The organism is Streptomyces niveus (genome assembly GCF_001723055.1).
GTDB lineage: Bacteria > Actinomycetota > Actinomycetes > Streptomycetales > Streptomycetaceae > Streptomyces > Streptomyces niveus.
Genome location: NZ_MDCR01000091.1, coordinates 1 through 19,263 on the forward strand (window position 1 = coordinate 1; position 19,263 = coordinate 19,263).

27 protein-coding genes are annotated in these 19,263 nt (G+C 71.7%); 19 read left to right on the forward strand and 8 right to left on the reverse strand.

From position 1 onward, the window contains the following. Positions 1-55: 55 nt before the first annotated feature. Genes BHU15_RS12425 through BHU15_RS39725 form a run of 7 tightly spaced genes read left to right on the forward strand, consistent with a single transcriptional unit; the run spans position 56 to position 4,306 of the window. Positions 56-241, forward strand: a complete 186-nt coding sequence (locus tag BHU15_RS12425; RefSeq protein WP_030902838.1) for a hypothetical protein — start codon at positions 56-58, stop codon at positions 239-241. After that, the gene (locus BHU15_RS12430; protein ID WP_051785639.1) at positions 238-510 is read left to right on the forward strand and encodes a hypothetical protein; all 273 of its coding nucleotides are present in this window, start codon (positions 238-240) and stop codon (positions 508-510) included. Before BHU15_RS12425 ends, BHU15_RS12430 begins: the two co-directional genes overlap by 4 nt. Beyond that, on the forward strand, positions 510-938 hold the full coding sequence (locus BHU15_RS12435; RefSeq protein WP_069627249.1) for an ASCH domain-containing protein: 429 nt from the start codon (positions 510-512) through the stop codon (positions 936-938). The genes BHU15_RS12430 and BHU15_RS12435 overlap by 1 nt, the downstream gene beginning before the upstream one ends. After that, entirely contained in the window at positions 932-2,482 is a 1,551-nt protein-coding gene (locus BHU15_RS12440; protein WP_069627250.1) for a DNA cytosine methyltransferase, read from the forward strand. Before BHU15_RS12435 ends, BHU15_RS12440 begins: the two co-directional genes overlap by 7 nt. Beyond that, positions 2,479-3,162, forward strand: coding sequence for a DUF1643 domain-containing protein (locus tag BHU15_RS12445; RefSeq protein WP_218028053.1), 684 nt, complete (start codon positions 2,479-2,481; stop codon positions 3,160-3,162). Before BHU15_RS12440 ends, BHU15_RS12445 begins: the two co-directional genes overlap by 4 nt. Beyond that, on the forward strand, positions 3,159-3,596 hold the full coding sequence (locus BHU15_RS12450) for a hypothetical protein (RefSeq protein WP_030902828.1): 438 nt from the start codon (positions 3,159-3,161) through the stop codon (positions 3,594-3,596). Before BHU15_RS12445 ends, BHU15_RS12450 begins: the two co-directional genes overlap by 4 nt. Next, entirely contained in the window at positions 3,593-4,306 is a 714-nt protein-coding gene (locus BHU15_RS39725) for a hypothetical protein (protein WP_069627251.1), read from the forward strand. Before BHU15_RS12450 ends, BHU15_RS39725 begins: the two co-directional genes overlap by 4 nt. A 60-nt stretch (positions 4,307-4,366) precedes the next feature. Here BHU15_RS39725 and BHU15_RS12460 read toward each other — a convergent pair whose 3' ends face one another. Beyond that, positions 4,367-5,215 (reverse strand): hypothetical protein, encoded by an 849-nt coding sequence (locus BHU15_RS12460; protein WP_069627252.1) that lies wholly within the window; start codon positions 5,213-5,215, stop codon positions 4,367-4,369. Then, a complete protein-coding gene (locus BHU15_RS12465) occupies positions 5,212-5,892 on the reverse strand; it encodes a DEAD/DEAH box helicase family protein (protein WP_030902822.1) in 681 nt (226 codons plus the stop codon). The genes BHU15_RS12460 and BHU15_RS12465 overlap by 4 nt, the downstream gene beginning before the upstream one ends. Positions 5,893-6,353: 461 nt before the next feature. Between BHU15_RS12465 and BHU15_RS12470 the strand changes: the two genes are divergently transcribed. The 6 genes from BHU15_RS12470 to BHU15_RS38195 all read left to right on the forward strand — a co-directional run bounded on the left by BHU15_RS12470 (position 6,354) and on the right by BHU15_RS38195 (position 11,535). Continuing rightward, a complete protein-coding gene (locus BHU15_RS12470; RefSeq protein ID WP_069627253.1) occupies positions 6,354-7,508 on the forward strand; it encodes a hypothetical protein in 1,155 nt (384 codons plus the stop codon). 129 nt (positions 7,509-7,637) lie between these two features. Further along, complete coding sequence (locus BHU15_RS12475; RefSeq protein ID WP_141726809.1) at positions 7,638-7,898, forward strand: hypothetical protein; 261 nt, start codon at positions 7,638-7,640, stop codon at positions 7,896-7,898. A 251-nt stretch (positions 7,899-8,149) separates the two neighbouring features. Next, entirely contained in the window at positions 8,150-9,781 is a 1,632-nt protein-coding gene (locus tag BHU15_RS12480; protein WP_069627255.1) for a hypothetical protein, read from the forward strand. Between the two features lie 71 nt (positions 9,782-9,852). Next, positions 9,853-10,407 (forward strand): hypothetical protein, encoded by a 555-nt coding sequence (locus BHU15_RS12485; RefSeq protein WP_069627256.1) that lies wholly within the window; start codon positions 9,853-9,855, stop codon positions 10,405-10,407. Continuing rightward, complete coding sequence (locus BHU15_RS39205; RefSeq protein WP_069627257.1) at positions 10,404-10,991, forward strand: hypothetical protein; 588 nt, start codon at positions 10,404-10,406, stop codon at positions 10,989-10,991. Before BHU15_RS12485 ends, BHU15_RS39205 begins: the two co-directional genes overlap by 4 nt. A gap of 79 nt (positions 10,992-11,070) precedes the next feature. Then, positions 11,071-11,535, forward strand: coding sequence for a RapZ C-terminal domain-containing protein (locus BHU15_RS38195; protein ID WP_079033336.1), 465 nt, complete (start codon positions 11,071-11,073; stop codon positions 11,533-11,535). Between the two features lie 93 nt (positions 11,536-11,628). Here the strand turns inward: BHU15_RS38195 and BHU15_RS12500 are convergent, their stop codons facing one another. After that, positions 11,629-11,862: a hypothetical protein gene (locus tag BHU15_RS12500; protein WP_030902708.1), complete on the reverse strand. Its 234-nt coding sequence runs from the start codon at positions 11,860-11,862 to the stop codon at positions 11,629-11,631. 157 nt (positions 11,863-12,019) lie between these two features. Here BHU15_RS12500 and BHU15_RS12505 point away from each other — a divergent pair, with 157 nt between their 5' ends. Beyond that, a complete protein-coding gene (locus BHU15_RS12505) occupies positions 12,020-12,748 on the forward strand; it encodes a recombinase family protein (protein ID WP_051785630.1) in 729 nt (242 codons plus the stop codon). Between the two features lie 50 nt (positions 12,749-12,798). Here BHU15_RS12505 and BHU15_RS12510 read toward each other — a convergent pair whose 3' ends face one another. Beyond that, positions 12,799-13,437, reverse strand: coding sequence for a nuclease-related domain-containing protein (locus BHU15_RS12510; RefSeq protein WP_255293091.1), 639 nt, complete (start codon positions 13,435-13,437; stop codon positions 12,799-12,801). A 489-nt stretch (positions 13,438-13,926) separates the two neighbouring features. Here BHU15_RS12510 and BHU15_RS39730 point away from each other — a divergent pair, with 489 nt between their 5' ends. Beyond that, entirely contained in the window at positions 13,927-14,127 is a 201-nt protein-coding gene (locus BHU15_RS39730; protein WP_141726811.1) for a hypothetical protein, read from the forward strand. 72 nt (positions 14,128-14,199) lie between these two features. Here the strand turns inward: BHU15_RS39730 and BHU15_RS12515 are convergent, their stop codons facing one another. From BHU15_RS12515 to BHU15_RS12530, 4 genes are all read right to left on the reverse strand, one after another. Next, on the reverse strand, positions 14,200-14,463 hold the full coding sequence (locus BHU15_RS12515) for a hypothetical protein (RefSeq protein ID WP_059303080.1): 264 nt from the start codon (positions 14,461-14,463) through the stop codon (positions 14,200-14,202). 16 nt (positions 14,464-14,479) lie between these two features. Beyond that, positions 14,480-15,733 (reverse strand): 3'-5' exonuclease, encoded by a 1,254-nt coding sequence (locus BHU15_RS12520; protein WP_255293092.1) that lies wholly within the window; start codon positions 15,731-15,733, stop codon positions 14,480-14,482. A gap of 257 nt (positions 15,734-15,990) precedes the next feature. Then, the gene (locus BHU15_RS12525) at positions 15,991-16,548 is read right to left on the reverse strand and encodes a hypothetical protein (RefSeq protein ID WP_141726812.1); all 558 of its coding nucleotides are present in this window, start codon (positions 16,546-16,548) and stop codon (positions 15,991-15,993) included. 111 nt (positions 16,549-16,659) lie between these two features. Further along, entirely contained in the window at positions 16,660-17,316 is a 657-nt protein-coding gene (locus BHU15_RS12530; RefSeq protein WP_255293093.1) for a hypothetical protein, read from the reverse strand. A gap of 226 nt (positions 17,317-17,542) precedes the next feature. Here BHU15_RS12530 and BHU15_RS12535 point away from each other — a divergent pair, with 226 nt between their 5' ends. Genes BHU15_RS12535 through BHU15_RS12550 form a run of 4 tightly spaced genes read left to right on the forward strand, consistent with a single transcriptional unit; the run spans position 17,543 to position 19,145 of the window. Next, positions 17,543-18,037: a hypothetical protein gene (locus BHU15_RS12535; protein WP_051785628.1), complete on the forward strand. Its 495-nt coding sequence runs from the start codon at positions 17,543-17,545 to the stop codon at positions 18,035-18,037. Positions 18,038-18,052: 15 nt separating this feature from the next. Beyond that, complete coding sequence (locus tag BHU15_RS12540; RefSeq protein WP_030902695.1) at positions 18,053-18,538, forward strand: hypothetical protein; 486 nt, start codon at positions 18,053-18,055, stop codon at positions 18,536-18,538. Next, the gene (locus BHU15_RS39210; RefSeq protein ID WP_030902693.1) at positions 18,535-18,825 is read left to right on the forward strand and encodes a hypothetical protein; all 291 of its coding nucleotides are present in this window, start codon (positions 18,535-18,537) and stop codon (positions 18,823-18,825) included. The genes BHU15_RS12540 and BHU15_RS39210 overlap by 4 nt, the downstream gene beginning before the upstream one ends. Beyond that, a complete protein-coding gene (locus BHU15_RS12550) occupies positions 18,822-19,145 on the forward strand; it encodes a hypothetical protein (protein ID WP_030902692.1) in 324 nt (107 codons plus the stop codon). The genes BHU15_RS39210 and BHU15_RS12550 overlap by 4 nt, the downstream gene beginning before the upstream one ends. Positions 19,146-19,263 lie beyond the last annotated feature (118 nt).

Consider the following 19,263-nt stretch of genomic DNA (forward strand, 5'->3'; position numbering starts at 1 on the left):
CCAATTGGCGACCGGCCCACCTCCCCCTTGCACGCCTTGATGGAGAGGCACACCCATGTCGCACTGCACCAACCCCACCGTGCTGGAGCGGATCTCCGACGCCGACCTGCGCGCCGACAGCCGCGCGGAGTGGCTGGCCGGGGAGTACCGCGCCGGCGAGTACCCGACCGCCCACGTCCACTACGACCTGACCGACGCCGCGTTCGTCGTCGTCGCCCCGCAGGGGGGTGCGTCCGCGTGACCGTCGCCCGCGAACGCCTCATCGCCCTGGCCGCCCTCGTCTTCTCCGTGCTGGTCATGGCCACCTCCGTGGACATCGGCCGCAACGCGATCGAGGCGGCCCTGTCCGGGCTGACCGCGTACGGCACTGTCGTGGTGCTGGCCGCGCTCGGTCTGTCCGTGGGGCTCCGGAAGATCTGGAAGGCCAGCAAGACCGTGCTGGCCGTCGCCGTCGTGATCGCCCTCGTCCTGTTCGGGATGGGCAAGGCCGTGGCCGAGGTGATGAGCTGATGCGCGCTCTCACCATCCGCCAGCCGTGGGCGGCCGCCATCACCTACGCGGACAAGCGCGTGGAGAACAGGGTGTGGCCGACCTCGTACCGGGGCCCCGTACTCATCCACGCGGGCAAGACCGTGGACCGTCGCCACGGCCCCATGGTCGCCGCCGTGGTGCGCGGGCTGCAGCTGGACCTGGGGGCCGTGCTCGCGGTCGCCCGGATCACCGACTGCCACCCGGACGACGGGGAGTGCACCCCGTGGTCGACCACCGGGAACTTCCACTTCGTCCTGGACGAGGTGACCGCCCTCCCGCTCCCGATCCCGTGGGCGGGCGCACAGCAGCTGTGGACCCCGCCGACCGTCCTCGTGGAGAAGGTGCGCGAGCAGCTGTCGAGCGAGACCGCCGCCCACGTTCTGCGTGAGGAGGCGGGCCCGTGCTGACCGTCTACGACGAGTTCGCCGGGGTCGGCGGCTCCAGCAAGGGCGCCACCGCGGTGAAGGACCGGGAGGGCAAGCCGCTCACGGAACTCATCTTCGCGGCGAACCACAAGAAGGACGCCGTGGAGGACCACGCCCGCAACTTCCCGGACGCCGACCACTTCGAGGGCGACGTGGCCCGCGCGAAGATCGAGACCTTTCCCCGGGCGGACATCTTCTGGGCGAGCCCGTCGTGCCCGCCGTGGAGCAACGCGCGGGGCAAGCGCCGGGACTTCGACAACTCCACCCAGGGCGTGCTGTTCGGGGAGAGCGAGCCGGACCCGGAGATCAAGCGGGCCCGCGCGCTCATGGAGGAGGTCCCGCGCTACCTGAACGCGATGATCCTGCGGGGCAAGCCCGTGCTGTGCGGAGTCGTGGAGAACGTCGTGGAGTGCCGCAAGTGGGACCAGTGGGGCCGCTGGCTCCGCGAGGTCCGGTGCGGGGGCCTGTACGAGGTCCGCGTGATCGCGGTCAACTCCATGCACGTCAAGGCCCGGGGGAGCCGCAGGGCTCCGCAGTCGAGGAACCGCCTGTTCGTCGCCTACTGGCTCAAGAGCTTGGGCCGGACGCCGGACTGGAACAAGTGGCTGCGGCCCCGGGCGTACTGCCAGGTGTGCGACGCCACGGTGTCGGCCATGCAGGTGTTCAAGCGCCTGAACGTCGACATGGGCGCGTACGGGCGCAACGGCCAGTATTGGTACCGGTGCCCGAATGCGAAGTGCCGCAACGCGATCGTGGAGCCCGAGGTGATGCCCGCCTCTGCCGTCATCGACTGGTCGATTGAGGGCCGCCGGATCGCGGACCGGGACGAGCCCCTGGCCGACGCCACCATGGAGCGGATCGCCCGGGGCATCGCGAAGTTCGCGAAGCCGTTCACGGTGCCCGCCGGCGGGACCTGGCGGACCGAGCCCGTGTCGGTCGAGGAACCCATGCCGACCCGCACGACCCGCGAGACGGACGCCCTGGCCGTGCCGCCCTTGCTCATCCCGACCGAAGGCCGGGACGGGAAGGTGGCGACGTCGACCGAGGAGCCGATGCGGACCCAGACCGCCCGCAACGAGACCGGACTGGCCATCCCGCCGTTCCAGATCAGTCTCCGGGGCGGAGGGTCGAAGAAGACCGCGTACGGCGTGGACGAGCCCGTGGGCACGGTCAGCGCGAGCGGGAACCACCACGGCCTCGTCACCGGCCAGCGTCTCCTCATCCCGTACTACAGCACCGGCACGGCCCGCACGGTCGAGGAGCCCGTGGGCACCGTGACCACCCGCGACCGCTGGTCGCTCGCGGAGGTCGAGGAGAACGTCGACCTGGGCGACGTGCGGTTCAGGATGTTGGAGCCCCACGAGATCGGCGCCGCCATGGCGTTCCCGGACACGTACATCGTCACCGGCAGCAAGCGCGACAAGGTGCGGAAGTACGGGAACGCGGTCACGCCGCCCGTGGCCGAGGTCATCGTGTCCGCGCTGGTCGAGGCGGTCACCGGTGAGCCGCTGGAGGTGGCGTGGTGACCCGCCGCCAGGGCCTGCAGATGAAGGGCGGCGTGCAGCTGCCGATGTTCGCCGTCGAGGTCGAGCCGGAGCCCGTCACCGCGGCGGGCCCGGCCCGGCCGGCGGCCGCCGAGTGGGCCGAGGCCCACGGGCTGGAGCTGCAGACCGGCCCGCACGGGTCGGCAGTGCTCAGCCCATGCGGCACCTACCGGTACCGGCTGGACCGGATCTGGGACGAGGACACCGCGCCCATGGTGTGGGTGATGCTCAACCCGTCCACCGCCGACCACGCCGAGGACGACGCCACGATTCGCCGTTGCACGGCGTTCGCGAAGGCGGCCGGGCACGGCGGCATGGTCGTGGTGAACCTGTTCGCGCTCCGCTCGAAGGACCCGGGCCAGCTCCGGCAGCACCCCGACCCGATCGGACCGTTCAACGAGGCCGCGCTGATCGAGGCCACCGACGACGCCGTACGCGTCGCGGCCGCGTGGGGCGACGTCAGCCGCTCCGAGCGCGCCCGCCAGGCCCACGCCGTCACCGCCCTGTTGGTCGACCACGGCCACTCCCTGGAGTCCCTGGGAGTCACCGGCAAGGGCCACCCCCGACACCCGCTGTACGTGCGCGACGAGACCCAGCTGACCCCGTACGACCCGCAGTCGCCAATTGGCGACCGCTCCGCCGAGCCGGAGGTGGACCGGTGAGCAAGGAGAACGAGGAGTTCAACCCCTGGCGATGGGACCGGGACAACGCCCGCAACGGGCAGGCCCGCCTCACCGTCGAGCAGAACGGCCACAAGGTCTCCCTGGACCACCGGGGCGTGTCGATCGACGGACAGCGGATCGTCCGGGACGACCCGTCCAAGGGCGACGCGCACGGCTTCCAGATCACCCCGTTCGGAACGGTCATGTACCGGGGCCAGGAGGTGGCCGCCATCGCGCCCTCCCCGGAAGGCACGGCCAACCCGGGCGAGGTGACCGTGTGGGGCAAGGACGGGCCGACGCTTCCCGAGCGCAGGCAGCGCGACCTGGCCGCACGGGAGCGTGAGGAGGGCGAGCGGCGCGAGCGGGACGACCGGTACCGCGCCGACCAGCAGCACCAGCAGGAGTTCACCCGAGGACAGGAGATGACGCTGTGAGCGACCAGAGCCCCGCGCCGTTCGATCCGGCGCTCTACCTGATCGAGCAGGCCCACCGGCAGCCCGTGCCCCCGACGTTCCGCCCCGGCCCGCAGCTGCCGCCGAAGCGTTCCGCCGGCCGTTGGCTGTGGGACCACTTCGGGCGCCTGGCCCCGGCCCTGGCGACCACGAGCATGTCCGCGCTCGCGTGGAGCTGGGGGCAGAACCTCCCGGACGGCTCCGCCGCCCCGCTGTGGATCACGGGCAGCCTGGCCGCGCTCGCGGGGTGCGCGGGGTGCGTCGCCGCGTCGAAGCAGCACGGCGACAACGAGACCGTGCGCGTCTCGTTCGGCGGGGCCGCCGTGCTCGCGTTCGCCGGGGTGACCGCGTGGACGCCGGACTGGCAGCTGGCCACCCTGCTGTGGGCCGGGTGCACCGCCGCGGTGTACGCGTTCTGCGCACCGCTGTGGCGGGCCGACCGCCGCGAGACCCGCGCTCAGGAACACGAGCTGGTCATGGAGGAGACCAAGGGTCTCAACGAGGCCCGGGTGAAGGCGATCGAGACCGCCGGCGCCGTGGCGACGGCTCAGTGGGAGTACCACCAGGAGCAGGCGAAGGTGGCCGCGATCGTGGCGGCCGCCGACGCCCGCCAGCGCCGCGCGATCCAGCCCGGCCAGGAGCTGGACGTGCAGGCCCTGCTGAAGGCCGCGCAGGTGGCCGAGCTGAACTGACCGACCCGGCAACGACGAAGGGCCCCGCCGTCACGGCGGGGCCCTTCTGCTGTGCTCGCTCTACGAGCCGGAGGGGCCGGGAATCCCGTCCGCCCGCCGCTGCATCCGTACGGCGGCCGTACGGATGCGGGAGAGGTCCACGGCAGTCTCCGCACGGTGGAACGGCGCCGCGTCGAGCGCCAGCGCCTCGTTCAGCTGCCGCAACGCCTTCTCCGCCGTGTCGGCAGCAGTCCGGATGGTCTGGCCGACCTTCTCCGCCGTGTCGTCGTCGTCCTCCACCAGCTCCGCGTCCACCACCTCGTCCTCGTCCTCGTCACGGTCGCCAATTGGCGACTGGTCGGAGGGGACGCCCAGTCCTTCCTGGTCACGCCGGGCCGCGATCACCGCGGCGGTGACCTTCTTCCCGCCGGACTCCAGCCGGAGGACTTCCACGAAGCGCCGGGCGCCCTCGTCGCCGTTGACCTTGACGACCGGGGCCAGCTCCCGGGCGTGCGACTCCACCACGGTGTCGAGCACAGCCGGACCCAGCGGGGCGAGTGCACGGTGGACTAGGGCCAGGTCAATGAGGCGGTACCCGTACGAGCGGTCCCAGCCCCACCGAGCCTTGACGTAGTGCCCGAACTTCTCGTGCCCCTCCAGCTCCCACAGTCCGGATTCGTTGATCTCGTCCAGGAGCTGGCCGACCTCTACGCGGTGCCGAGCCTGGAGCCGCCGGAGGCTCTGTTGGTACTGCCCCACGGACGCTTCAATGCGCGCCTCCAGGGCCTGCAGCCGCTCGCGGGGGCTGAGCTCCACCTCAGTGTCGGACGACGTCTGTGCGGGCAGCTGAGCGCCGCCGCCACGGGTTGCCAGGCCCGCAGTCAGGACGTCCCCGAAGCTGTCGCTGGCCTTGTCTGATGCCTTGCTCACCGCGCCACCACGTCCAGAACCTCCCGTGCCATCCGGTCCATCGGTGAACCGGACTTGACCTTGATCGGTTGCTTGAAGATATGCGCCGGGCCGTTCATCGCGCTGGAGAATTTGAACCGCGAGGCGAGCACCGGGTACTGGGCGGCCGTCAGCTTCTCCTCCAGCTTGTCCGCCGCGACGCCCTGGCCGACCATCGTCAGCATGACGTGCAGCTCCGGGTACGGGGCCCCCGTGTTCTTCAGTTGCTGGACGTAGCCCAGTACGGACGTCGCCCGATCCACTTCATTGGGTGTGGGCTGCAGGCACAGAATCACCTTGTCGACCGCGCTCATCACCGTCAGGTGCGGGCCGTCGTCGTGCTTCTCCCAGGCGGCCGTGTCGAGCAGGCACACGCCCTTCTCCGGACACAGGCGCTGTGCTTCCTGCCGGATGTGGTGCACCGCCGGCGCGGGGTAGACCGGGGCGCCGAGGTCGACCGCGTTCGCGTGCGTGTAGAGGGTGCCGTGCTCGCTCTTGCCTGGCACGTCGGTGTCGATCGCGACGCAGGGGACGCCGTACGACTTCCAGTGAGCCAGCAGGTAGGCGAGCAGAGTCGACTTGCCCGCGCCACCCTTTCCGATGAAGGCGACCCGGCGGCCCTGGGCAGGCAGCACCGGAATGGGGCGAGGTTTCGTCATGGCACCGGACGCTACCGCCCCACGCCGTGATCGAGAGGCCCGACCGGCGCACCGCAGGCAGCTTGTACGACCGAGGCGCCCGTTCAGCTCCGGGGGCAGTCGCCAATTGGCGACCGGGAGCAGGTGCGGGTGAGGGAAGACGCGGGGCTCTGCCCCACACCCCGGCCACCCTGCGGAGGGGGTGGGGGCACGGCTCGGTGGGTGCGGGTTGTGGGTGGTGGAGATGGTGGTGGGTCGCGGTGCGGCCCCCTCGTCGGACGGCACCCAGAGGGCACCACACCGCCCGCCGGCCATCCAGGACGCCTACGGCGCCGCTTCGCGGTCGGGCAAGCCCGATCCTGGACAGCCGACGAACGGCGCGGTAGGGCTTCGCCTGCCGCCCAACGAGGGAACCACCCCGCTCAGCCCGGACCGATGCCGCAGGCAGCACGCAGGGCGAGGAGCCGGTTACGGTGCTGCCCATGGGGATCAGCACGGGGGAACAGCCGGGATACGCACTACTCGTCGCGGCCGAGCCGCCCGTACGACACCCGCTCGCGGTCACCACGGCGTTGCCTCAGCTGGCCGCCGTCCCGCCGGCGCGTCTGGTCGGCACCTCGTACGCGAGCGTCGTACAGCTGGCCAACCCCGACGACCCCAACACGGTGTTGACGAACCTCCGCACCGCGGCCGCCGTCGAGGGCCCGCTACTCGTCTACGTCGCCGGGCACCTGGCCGTCGACCCGCGCCAGAACCTTCTCCACCTGGCCCTGGCCCGCACCACCGCCCGCACGATCCGGTACACCGCGCTCCCCTGGCACTGGATCGGTGCCGAGCTGCAGCGCCGCCCGCCGGGCACCACCACGGTGGTGGCCGACCTGGCGACCGACACGGACGTCTGGCAGGCCCTCGTCCACCAGGAGCAGTCCCTGGCCGGACCGTTCGCTCTGTACGGCGCCGTGCAGCTGCAGGACCGCCGCCACCGCCCCGGGCCCTCGTACACGAACGCGCTCGCGCACATCCTCCGCACCGCGCCGACGAGGCCGAGCGCCGAGCAGCTGCACCACCAGGCCGCCCGCGCGGCCGCCGTCGACGCCGCCGCCACCCTGTGGTTGGGAGGACAGGCGGTCGAGCAGGCCGCCCCGCACCCCGACGTCGACGTGCCCGCACCGAGGACCGAGGCGACGTCGACCACCGCGGCCGCCGTCGAGGAGGACCCCCACCTGGCGATCCGGGACGCGAGCCGCGCCGGCCGCCACGGCGAAGCCGCCGCCATCGCCGCCTCGTACGAGCAGGCCGCACTCCGGGCGCACGGCGCGCAGTCCGTCGAGGTGGCTCACTGGATCGAGGTCCGCGCGTTCCTCGCGCAGCAGGAAGGAGCGCCGGACCGCGCCTGTCAGCTGTGGCTGCAGGCCGCCGTGGTCCGGCTGACCGCCGACCAGCCCGCGCACCACCCCGAGGTGGCCGAGGCCGTCGACCGCGCCCACGGAGCCTGGCACCACGTCAGCAACCCGTCCCAACTCCGGCAGTTGGGCACCGAGCTGTTGAGTCTCCGGACCCGTGTCCCCGGAAAGAGTGGTGCTCGCGCGGACGTTCAGCGACGACTCGCCCACCTTCCCCGGGCCGTAAACCCCTGATATCTCGGGGTTTTCGGGCCTGCCCGCCACACGGGAAGTCGACAAGTGGCCTCCCGTGTCACGGGAAAACCACAAGACACGCGGGAAAGTGTGGACCACACGGGCCCCGTTATGGATAAGATCTTGGACATGGCAGTACGAGGACGTCAGCAGCCGGGCCGAACGGGAGTGTTCCCCTCGGACAAGCCGTTGCGCGCCACCGTGATGCTCAAGCCCGGCGACTACGTACGCGGGTTGTACGAGGAGCTGGTGAACGACCTTGGGATCTCCGGGGCCGAAGTGCTCCGCGAAGCCCTCACCGAGCTGCACAAGAGGGAAGCCCGCCGCAAGGCGAGGCAGGCCCCGAGGGCAGCCCAGAACACTGGTGAGGAGCTGCCCCAGACCGGATGACAACAAGGTCCGGACGCGCAAAAGCCCTGACCCGAAAGTTCAGATCAGGGCACCGCTCGTTCGGCGGGACCACCTCAGTCACAAGCTGCCAGGCGCGGGTCTGAGAGTCCCTATCTCCACATGTAGGCCCATTTCAGGCGCCGGACGGAAGTCCGGGGCCGGGCCTTCGTATGTGCCCCTTATCTAGCTCCAGGAGCATCAGCATCGTAGCTCATCGCTGCGATGGCGGCCCAGTGCGCCCTTCTTCCGGTGTGTCCGTAGTACAGCCGGAGTCGGCGCCTCGCGCGCCGCTGTCGCTGGAACACGAAACCGTCGCCGTACTGCGCTTTCCCCAGATCAGCCTGCCCATGTGGTACCGGGTTCTGGAGATCGCAGACAGCCGCGGTGAGCTACCCACGCGCCTGCGACGACTGGCCCGGTTCCTCTCCCAGCAGGAGCTGGACCGCGCCACGGGTCGCGTGATCGGCCAGTGGGACACGGGACGGGTCGACGGGGGCATGGACCTGGCCCACGGGTACGGCCTCACCGAGGGATTCGGGGATGACCGGTTCTGGGACGACCTGAAGTTGGCGTACCGCCACGGATACGTGGAGCAGGTCGTGAAGCCGGCCCCGGGCCGTCGCGCGGTCTACGCCCTGTGTCTCCGTGTTGACGCGATCCCGAGCGACCTCCCCGACGACCTGATGCGCCAGCTGAAGGTGTGGGACCTCCCCGAGGTCGAGGTGCGGCACGAGGACGCCCGGTACGGCCGCCTCACGGCCAGTGCGTCCGTGCCGCTGGCCGGAGCCGAGGCCGTCGAGGTGGACGAGCGGACCGCCGCCGAGCTGGCCGCCGCTCCGCGTTGGGAGCACCCGGCGGACTCCCCGGCGGCCGCCGCCGCCGAGGCCATCCGTACGTCCGCCAAGGCTCTGGGAGCGGACGCCGGGCCCCAGGATCTCCGGTGCTGGGCAGTAGCGGACCGGGACCGCGCCGAGGCCCTGAATCAGCGGCTGATGGGTAATGGCAAAACGTCTCCCTCTTACGCGAAGGGCTTTCAGCTATCTGGTCTTTTCTCTGCAGGTAGTAGCGGGCTGAGCTTGTCGAACGACATGGGACAAGCAAAAACGACGCCTTCGGCGGCGCCTGGAAAGAAGCCCTCGTTCCTGTTCGGGGACGACCCCAGCGCCGTGGCAGACAGGGTTCTGAGGCGTGCGTGGCACGCCTGGCGGGCCCAACTCGGACACGGCAAGGTGATTTTGCCCAACGGGTCCTGGGACGAGCTTGGACGCTGGCACGGCGGTTCGGCATGGTCCGACCTGCAGCGCACGGTCCGGATCGCGCTCCGTCGTTCCACCGAGAGCGAGCTGGTCGAGGTGCTGTCGAGCAGCGTTGCCGGGGTGGACGACGTGGGCCGCCTGGCCGCGTGGCGCCTGTGGCGGCTCATCAACTCCCGGAAGGACGCCCACGGTCACGGCCGCCGGCGGACCGCCGTTCCGGCCGCCAGCGTGGCGGAGTGGGACGACATCGAGACCACCGTGGCCAAGCGCGCCCGCACCCTCACGCAGTCGGTTGCCCACCCCGACCTCAGCAGCCGCGAGGAGGATCTGCGCGAGCAGAACCGGCGCCGCGAGGCCGCCCGCCTGGCCGCCGAGGCGGAGCTGGCCGCCGAGGCGAAGCGCGCCGAACTCACCGACCGGTGGGGCCTGGACCGCTGGACCAGCCGCAGCTCCGAGCCGGAGCAGCCCCGCCGCTGGTCGGCCCGACAGCCCGAGCACGTCCACCTGGCGGAGGTTGAGGAACGGCGGTACCTGGACATGCCCGTGGCCCGCTCCGAGGCCGAGCAGACGTACCGCGCAGCCCTGGCCCGCGCCCGCGCCGAGAAGCGCGCCCGCCGCCGCAGCTGACGAGGAATCGGCATATGCCGACAATCACGGTTCCCATGACAACCTAGGTTCACGACAGCTAGGGTTGTCGCATGGAGATGAAGGAACCGACCCAGGAAGAACGCGACCAGCTCCGCCAAGCCCTGCACAAGGCCCTGGCGAAGCTGGGGGACGCGGTGTACGAGCGGCTGACCGCCGCACGGCCGGACGACGCGGAGGCGGAACTGGACCTCACCCGCCCGGAGATCCCCCTGGCGAAGCTGATCGTCTGCAAGTACGCGGACGAGGAGCTGGACGTGCTGGCCGAGCGGTTCGCCCGCTCCGCCGGAGCAGCCGGAGCCAACTACGCGGAACTGGGCACCGCATGGGGGATCTCCCGCCAGGCAGCCCGGAAGCGTTGGCCGGGAGCGGTGAGCGCGATCAACGAGCGCGCGAACAAGGAACCCGTCCACTTCGAGGCGTTCGGCGGGGAGGCCAGGGTGACCTTCCACCCGGAGGACGGGGGCTGGTGGTGGATCGCCACCGCGGCCAACCGTCAGGTGCGCGAGGCACCCGAGAAGGCCGAGTACGACACGAGCGAGGAGGCCGCGGCCGCAGCCGGCGCGTTCCTCGCCGCGAACACCACCACCGAGGAGACGACTCGATGAGCCTGCCCGAACTCCCCGCCCTGGCCGCCGCCCTGCAGACCCTGTTCGACACGTACCCGACTGACGCCGACGAAGCCGAGCGGCTGACGCTCGCGCTGGAGTCCGGGGACGAACGCCAGGTCGTCAGCCTGCAGCCGGGCCAGGCCGCATGGTTGACCACCCTCGTCCAGGACGAGTTCGTGAGCTGCCGCAACGCTCACTCGGACGGGAACGGGCGGTGCGCGCACTGCACCGGCCGGGGCGTGGTCGGCGCGACGAAGCCCACCGTCTGGATCATCTGGCAGACGGACGGAGCCGGGCCGGGCCGTCCCTGCCTGGACGAGGCCACGGCCAAGAAGCGCGCCGAGACGCTGTACCTGGACGGGCTGCACTCGGACGACCAGGAGGAGGCCCGGCTGGAGTGGACCGGCGGAGGCGACCTCTACGAGCTGGAGGACAACGGCCAGGACACCGGCTGGTGTGTCGGCCCGGAGGAAGTCGAGACCCCGGCCCGGACCTGGACGTGCACCTTCTGCGGAGAGGACAACGACGACGCGTTCGCGGTCTGCCCCGGTGACGGACACCGCCGCCCGGACGCCGCCTGACCAGCACCGCCGCAAGAGGCAACGGGCAACACCGCGAACCGACTACCGCCGCCCCCGGGCGGCATGGAGGCTGGACAGCATGGAGACCACACCGCAAGACCTCAGCACCCTGTACTGGGACGGACACGTCCAGAGCGTCATCACCTCGTACGGCGCCGGCCACCACGACGACCCGGGCGGCAACGCCGTGGTGGTCGACACCCGGCCCCTGCGCAACCCGCCCGAGGACCCCGAGGTCCGCGACCGGATGCTGCACAGCAACGGCCTGGACCCGGAGGTCCGCCGGTACGTCATGGCGACGCCGGGCGCGAAGGAGCTGGTGGCGCAGTCCGCCGAGAAGGTCCGCATCCTGTTGGAGCGCGACAACCTGAAGCAGTGGACCGGCGGTCCGCAGCAGTACCGCGTGGATGTCCACGTGGTCTGTGGTGGCGGCCGCCACCGTTCGGTGGCCGTGGCCGAGGAGATCGCGGTGCACCTACGGGCGGCCGGGATCGGGTGCGAGGTCGAGCACCGGCACATCGAGCGGCCGATCCTGCAGAAGTGACGCGGCCGGGACCGTCGTAACCGGCCCCGGACGCGCACACCAGGACACCACATCGAGCAGGCCCCGCCCATCAGGGCGGGGCCTGTCCCGTGCTCAGGACCCGAACGCCTCCCGCCATCCGCTCCGTACCCCGCGGCCCACGGCCCGCCAGGACGACAAGAAGCAGCTGCACCCGTCACCCTCCCGCCGGGGGCAGCCAGCCGCGTGCCCGCGCACGCCGAGCCGGACGAGGGAGAAGGGGAGCACGACCAGCTCCGCGAGCAGGACGCACGGAGCGACGAGGAGGACCAGGACGTGAGAGCGCCAGCGGCGCGTGTTCGTGTTCATGGTCGGCAGTCTGGAACGGTTCCCCTGTGGACAGTTTCCGGCGAGAGCGGCTGACGCCCCCTCAGAACGGCCCGTCGAGGGCCGGATAGGGTCTGTTCGATGTCACAGTTATGCCAATTACTGTGACAGTGCAGGTCAGAGCGTTGGAGGCGATCAGATGCGGCTCGCGGGGTACATCCGGGTGTCGACCGGCAGTCAGCTGGACGGGTTCGGGCTGGAGGACCAGGAGCGCATCGTGCGCCGCTGGACGCGCGAGCACGGCCACCGCCTCGTGAAGCTGTTCGTGGAGAAGGCGGTGCCGGGCACCGTCGCCGGGGACGAGCGGCCCGAGCTGGCCGACGCCCTGTTGTGGATCGAGGAGAAGCGCGTGCACGGCATCGTCGCGCCGAACCTTGACCGCCTGGCCCGCGAGCTGGTGGTGCAGGAGGCGGCACTGGCCCAGACGTGGAAGCACGGCGGCCGCGCGTTCATGGCCGATCAGGGCGAGATCCTGCCCGACGACCCCGAGGACCCGATGCGCACCGCCATGCGCCAGATGATGGGCGTGTTCGCGCAGTTGGACCGAGGCATGACCGTGGCCAAGCTCCGCCGCGGCCGCCGCATCAAGGGGGAGAAGGGCCAGTACGCGTACGGCGCCCCGCCGTACGGATGGGCCGCGCACAAGAAGGAGCTGACCGAGGAGGAGATGGAGCAGGCAGGCCGAGCCCGCGCCCGCCAGCTCCGGGACGAGGACGAGCTGTCGTTGCGCGAGATCGTGGCCGTGCTGGAGGCCGAAGGGCTCCGCCCGAAGCGCGGGGAGCGCTGGCACCCGGAGACCGTCCGCCGGATGCTCGCGAACACGACCGACCGGCCGCCGACCCTGCGCCGGCGCGAGCGCACCGCGTAGGGACGACGAAGGGCCCGGCCAGGCGGCCGGGCCCTTCTGTCTGTTCCTCGTCAGGAAGCCGGGGGCAGCGTCCGTTCCGCCAGCTGCCCGACCGCCGCCCGCCGGGCCGAGTCCCACCCGGGTTGGGGAGGAAGGCTCCGGAGCAGGCCGCGCAGCCGCTTCGCCTCCACCACGGTCACGCCGCCCAGTTCGAGGCGACCGCGCGGAGCCGGGACCTTCGCGCCGTGCACGGCGACCACCGGCCGGACCGGGACGCCGAGGGCCCGAGCCGCCTGTTCCGCCTCCCAGACCACCGTCTGCAGAGCGCGGGTCTGGTCGTAGCGGCCGTACCGGAGGGTGCCGCCCTGCACCGTCAGCTGGGACTTGTCCGACGTCCAGTTCTTCGTGTCGACGTACAGGGCGCCGGCGGCCGTGAAGGCGAGGTGGTCGAGGTTCGCCCGACTCCCCGGGATCGCCCGATCGTGCAGCACCACGGCGTGGCCCCGGCGGACGAGCGGGGCCAGGAGCTTGGCCGTCCGCGCCTCCCCGGCGGCCCCCACCGCCCAGCTGTTGTGGCCCCGGCGGTACAGCCGCCGTACGCCGAGCCCGACCACGACCAGCGCGGCGACCAGGCCGAGCTGCCAGTTCGTCAGCGAGCCGGCCGCCGACCCGACCACCGCGGCGGCCGCCGCGAGTAACGGCAGCAGCACCCGGGCCCGTCGATGCTGTGCTGCCCGCTCCGCTGTCCGAGCCGCCTCACCCATCCGGCCCGCGCTCGCCCCGGCTCCGCTTCGGTGCCCCGCTGTCGTCATCCCGCCGCCCCTCCCGTGTGGTTACTGCCCGTACCGGGACGGTAGCGCCCGGGGGTGACACCGCACAGGCGAAAAGACCGGCCACCGTCACATGGCACGCGTAGCCGCCTCTCGTTGCCGACTGCGGCCCGTCCGGGGTGCCAAAAGACGGCAGCGGCGGGAGGGGGGAGGGGTGGCCCGGGTGCGGTGTGCCGTCGACTCCGCCGGAGTCGGGCCGGGCGCCGTACTCCCGCCGTCGCGGATGGCGGGAGCGTGAGGAGACCGCACCGCCGGCCGTGGCTGAGGGGGAGCAGCAGCTGCCGCGAGGTGGCCGAGCCCGTCGTGGGCGCTCCGCTCAGCGCGGCACCGTGGGCCCGACCCGTTCGGCGAACTGGGAGACTTGGGCAGGTGAGCACCACCCGCCGCCCGTTGGGCACCGGACCCCGCACCGCCGAGGAGCAGTCGCCAATTGGCGACCAGCGCGAACGCGGCCGGACAGCAGCAGAGCGGGCAGCCGTCGAGCCGCCCGCCCTGGCCGTCGAGAACGAGGTGGTGGAGGCGCGGCCGCCGGGCCGCCGCCCGTTGGGCACCGGGGGCGCCCGCTTCTAGTTTTGCTCCCTCATTTGAGGGCCGATTTATGGAACTTCCCCAGGTCAGATGGGGTAACAGTCGCCCGGACTGTTACCGCGATCCTGGGGGAAGTGCCCGCCGCCGGCGGGCCGTTCGCTCCGGCCGAGCCGGGACGTCCGCACGGTCGACGCGTACCGAGGTGGGGCCCTCGTCCGGCTGGACGTCGAGCACCAGGCGCAGGCCGCCGCCGCGGTGCGTGAGCCGGGTCGGCTCACCGGCCTGCAGCGCGGTGCACGCCTGCAGAAGCGGCAGCAGGATCTCCACCACCCGCTCGCCCCGCTCGCGATCGTCCGTCATGACCCTGATCTGCACCATGAGGTGAACCCCCTTCTCAGTCGACCGAGGAGGCCACGGGCGCGGCCATCTCACGAAGTCGGTCGAGTACCGCCCGGACGTCGCCCAGGGCACGGTGGCCGCCGCCGAGCGCCTGCCAGCTGTAGTTGCCCCAGTAGTCCGACCAGTCGCCGTACCAGTCCGAGTACGGCACCATCGCGTCCTCCAGCGTCATGCCGTCGAGCCAGGCCGCCGCCGACGCCGCCGGGTCCTCGTGACCGGCCGCCCGGTAGTGCCGGGTCAGCTCCCAGCGCAACACCCCCTTGTCGTACGGGGCGTTCCAGATCAGGCACCGCCGCCCGTCGAGCGCGGCCGTGAGGCCGACGAGGATCTGCCCGAACAAGGGCGCCGTGGCCACCGCCTCGTCCGTGATGCCGTGGATCTCCGAGGCGTCCGCCGGAATCGGCCGCCCGGGGTTGACCAGGGTGTCCACCAGGACGTCCCCGGAGCCGGAGATGACCGCCAGTTCCACCACGCACGCTTCCGCGTCGAGCCCCGTCGTCTCCGTGTCGAGGACCACCAGGGCCTCGTCCGCGAGCGCGGCCGCCGCCCACTCCTGCAGTTCGAGCACCCGCCGGCGCCGGGCCTCCCGCTCAGCCTCCCGGGCCTCCACCGCCCGCTGTTCGGCTTCCGCCCGCTCCCGTGCGTCGCGTTCCTCGCACGGCGAGCACCACCGCGGCCGCCAGTACCCGTACGGGTTCGCCTCCCGCCAGCGGCGCACCGCCGCTTTGGTGGCCGTCTTCACCGAGCAGTCCCGACCCGGGCAGGTGATGGAGTACAGCACCGCCTCAGTCTTCCGGGCCCGTTCTTCCGCGAGCTGGGCACGGCGGCAATCGCCACACCGGTTGTGCGCCGCCGGGTACGGACGCTCGCGCACCGTCCCGCAGCCCCAGCACGTCCGGGCCCGCTCGCGCTGCCGGGCCAGCTGTGCCTTGTGCCAGCACTGCGAGCACGGGCGGCCGTTCAACCGGTGCTCGCGCACCTTGCCGCACTCCGGGCAGGTCCGGGCCGCCTCCATGCGCTTCTTCACCGCCGAGGACAGCGGCCGCATCTTCACCGCGGCCGCCGGGTCGTACAGCGGCACCTCCAGGTCGTGCTTGCGCAGGTAGAGGTACGCGAGGACGGGCTGACCGTCCGCCAGCTTCAGCCGGGCCTGGCCCAGTTGCGTCTGCGTTTGCAGGTACGCCGGCGCCTGCCCCCACCGGTAGACGGGCAGCCCGCCCGTGAAGCCGTAGGGCTCCCCGCGCGGCACCCGATCCGGGGCCTGATCTGCGCTTTCACGACTGGCCGGGACCGTCCCCGCCGTGCGTGCCGTCGTTGCCGTGCTCACCCGTACCTCCCGAGGACAGTCCGCCGGAATTCCCGACGCTAGCATTTATAGACCCCATTCGGGCCGCTTTTCAAACTCCGCCATCCGAGGAAATCGAAAAAGCCGGAGGACGCTTAGAACTGTGCGCGCGAAGCCGGATTCTCTTAAAGGAGATCCTTTTAATTCACCGGCCGGGGCCGTCACTCGTTCGAGTGAGGGCCGTACGCGGCCAGGGCCTCCCGGATGATCCGGGCGGGCGGGTAGAGCAGGCGCGCGAGTTCGTCCCGGCGGGTCTTCTGTTCCTCTGTCAGCCGGAGCCCGGAGCCGACCAGGCCCAGTTCGTACAGCCGGGCCAGCGGCTTCTCCGAGACCCGCCACGAGGCGGTGCGCAGCTGCAGAGCGAGGTCCGCCGGGAAGGCGTAGTTCCGCTGTACCAAGGTGATTCCAGCACTCGCCCCGGGCCAGCGGCCGGACAGCGCGAGGCGGTCGAGGTCCGATTGCGTGAGCGGGGCCCACGGGCCCGCCAGGTCCTCGTCCGCCAGGCGCCGGCGGACCGCCTCCCCCACCACGACCTCCAGGGCAGGCCAGTGCTCCGGACGCATACGAGCGACCTGTACGCGAGCGTCGCGCGGCCGAATGCCGGACGCCACCAGCTCCCGCACGGTCTCCTTTTCCTCCAGCCGCCGCCGCTTATCGAGCAGCGCAAGCGCACCCGCTTGTGACGCGGTGATCCAAGCCGTAACGCCGATTTTCTCCATGCACTGATTCTAAAGGAGATCCTTTCCGCGCGCCCCTGCGCTCCGGCTGCATTAAAAGGATCTCCTTTTGTCGGGCGCGCCCCGCTTCGCCTTACGATCTTGAAAAGGCGATCAGCCGGGCAGGCCCAGGTCGTCCAGGGACGCCCCGGCGGCCCATTGCTGCAGCTGGCGGCCGTCGAGCAGGTGGACCCCGCCCTGGCGTGAGGCCCAGAGCACATCGGCGCGGCTGTACGAGCCCCTGCTGACCACGACCCGAATCAGGTTGTCGACCCCCGGGCGGCCCGCCTCCCGCAGGGGAGCGGGACCGGTCGGCGCGCCCTCGTCCGCCGCCTCGTCCGCCGGGCGGAACCCGACGTCGAGCTGGCGGCCGCCGCGGTCGCGTGCGTACAGGCGGGGCCGCCCCTCGTCCGGCATCGCGATGACGTGCCAGCCGTCGCGGCGCAGCATCCGTTCGGCGGCCGCCGCCAGGCCGTGGTCATCGAGCACGCCGAGTTCGGTCGAGGTGTAGATGCCGCCGCGCCGGCGGGCCGCCGCGCGGCGCCACCGCATACCCACCGCCGTGGCGGCCGCGAGCAGGACGACGCCCAGCACCAGGCCGCCGACGCCGAGGGCACGGTGCAGCCAGACGAGGAGGACCAGCGGAGCCGCCGCGGCGAAGGCCAGCCCGACGAACGCGGGCAGCACGTCGCGCAGTTCGGGGCCGTACCGCCCCTGTGCCCGCAGCTCCGCGACCGCGCGTTGTCTCTGCGAGCGACGCGACCCGGGCACGGGAGGTCGTCTCCACCACAGCTCCACCTGGGTCAACTCCCCATCACCGCCCGCCGTTCGTCCCTGCCCGTAGAGATACCCGCTCGCGGGAGTCTCCCGCCAACCGGGACGCGGACCGGCCACGAACTGGCCGGACGAGATACGGCGAACCACTTGCGCCACCTGTTGGGGAACCCCTACAGTCAAAGGTGTTGGGGAACCCCAACACCGACGAAGGGAACCGCACATGACGACCCCTCAGCACCGCCCCCTCCCGTCCCCGGTGGACGAGCCCATGGCCGTGAGCCGGCCGGGCATGGAGCCCTGGGAGACCTCCGGCCGGACAGCCCACTGGCCGGACGGAGTGGGCACGTACACGCTCGCGTTCCACGGCAACAAGCAGTGGAGTATCGCGGACGAGGCGGACAGCGCCATCCTGGCCATGGACGCGATCCAGGCCGGGAACCCCAACCTGGGGGAGGAGTTCATCTACGCGAACCTGCGGGACATCCGGCGCCTGAAGCAGCGGCTGACCGCCATCGAGGAGGAGCTGTTGCTGATGGCCCGCGAGCCCGACGAGGACGGGGACAAGGTGTCGTGGCGCGACCTGGGCGAAGGGCTGGGCCAGCACCACACCACGGTGAAGGAGCGGCACGACCGCATCGCGGCGGGCGGCACCCACAGCTTCCGCCGCTGGCTCACCGAGAACACCCCCCGCGCCGACCTCTACCCGACCAACTGAAGGGCGACCACCACCGTGAGCACCGACGCGTACAAGGACTTCCAGGCCCTCCAGGTCCGCCGCCCCGACGACCTCCCGCCGGCCGTCCCCCTGACCTGGCAGGCGGAGAAGCACTCCCAGCACGCCGAGCGGCTGTCGAACCGCCGCCTGCCCGCCGACTTCCCGCACGAGGTCGAGCGCGGCGACGCGGGCGACGCGCTCGCGCAGCTGGCCCTGGGAGAGGCCATCCGCCGCACCGCCCTGAACTACCGCCCGAGCACCGTGCACGAGGCCCTGCAGTTGGGCGCGACCTGGAACGAGGTGGCGGCCGCGCTGGACTGCACCCCGGACGAGGCGCGCGACGTGCTCCGGTCCTACGCGGACGGACAGCGCCGCCTGTACGAGGGCGACGAGCGCGAGGGCCGCCGCCCGATCGGCTTCACCGTCGAGCAGCACCAGGAGGCGCACGCGCTCACCGAGCTGGCCGACGACGAGTCGGCGGCCGTCGAGGAGGACCGGTGATCCGGGACGCCGTGACGTGCGACCGCGACGGGTGCGTCGCGCTGTTCCTGGAACCCGTGGACGACCCGTACGCGCTGGACACCGACGAGTTCGAGGACGTCATGAAGCGCGCCGGGTGGACCTACGGCGACGACGGGCACCGGTGCCCCGGGTGCGTCCGGGGCACCGGCCCGGTGCTGGAACTGGGGGAGTGCCCGCGCTGCACCGGGACGACCGTCGACATCCCGGCGGGGGCGCGGTGCCACTACTGCGGGCACGTCGAGCCCCACCCGAAGGAGGAGTGGTGATCCTGCGAGCCATCCGCCGGCGGCGCGAACGCCTGGCCGCCGAACAGCAGGCCCGGCACTTCCAGGCCCAGGTGCAGCAGGCCACGGACATGGCCATCACTGCGGCGGTGCGGGCCCGCCTCTCCGAACCCGTGACAGACATCCACGTCACCTGGCCGTTACGGGTCACGGTGGGCGACGTCCTCACGGCCGCGCGGGAGCACTTCGCCCTGGACGTCCACGAGGCAGACGCCGCCGCGATGCTCCGGCACCGACTGGAATGGCGGGGGCACGCGGGGTGGGGCGACCTCGTGACCGACGCCTACGAGTACGACGACTGACCGACCCTCAGCACCCCGACCGGCCGCCCCTGGAACGCGAGTTCCAGCGGCGGCCGTTGCCGTTCCAGTCCGCCCGAACCCCTCCCGCTTTGTAGCGTGTTCACGCTACGATCTGAGA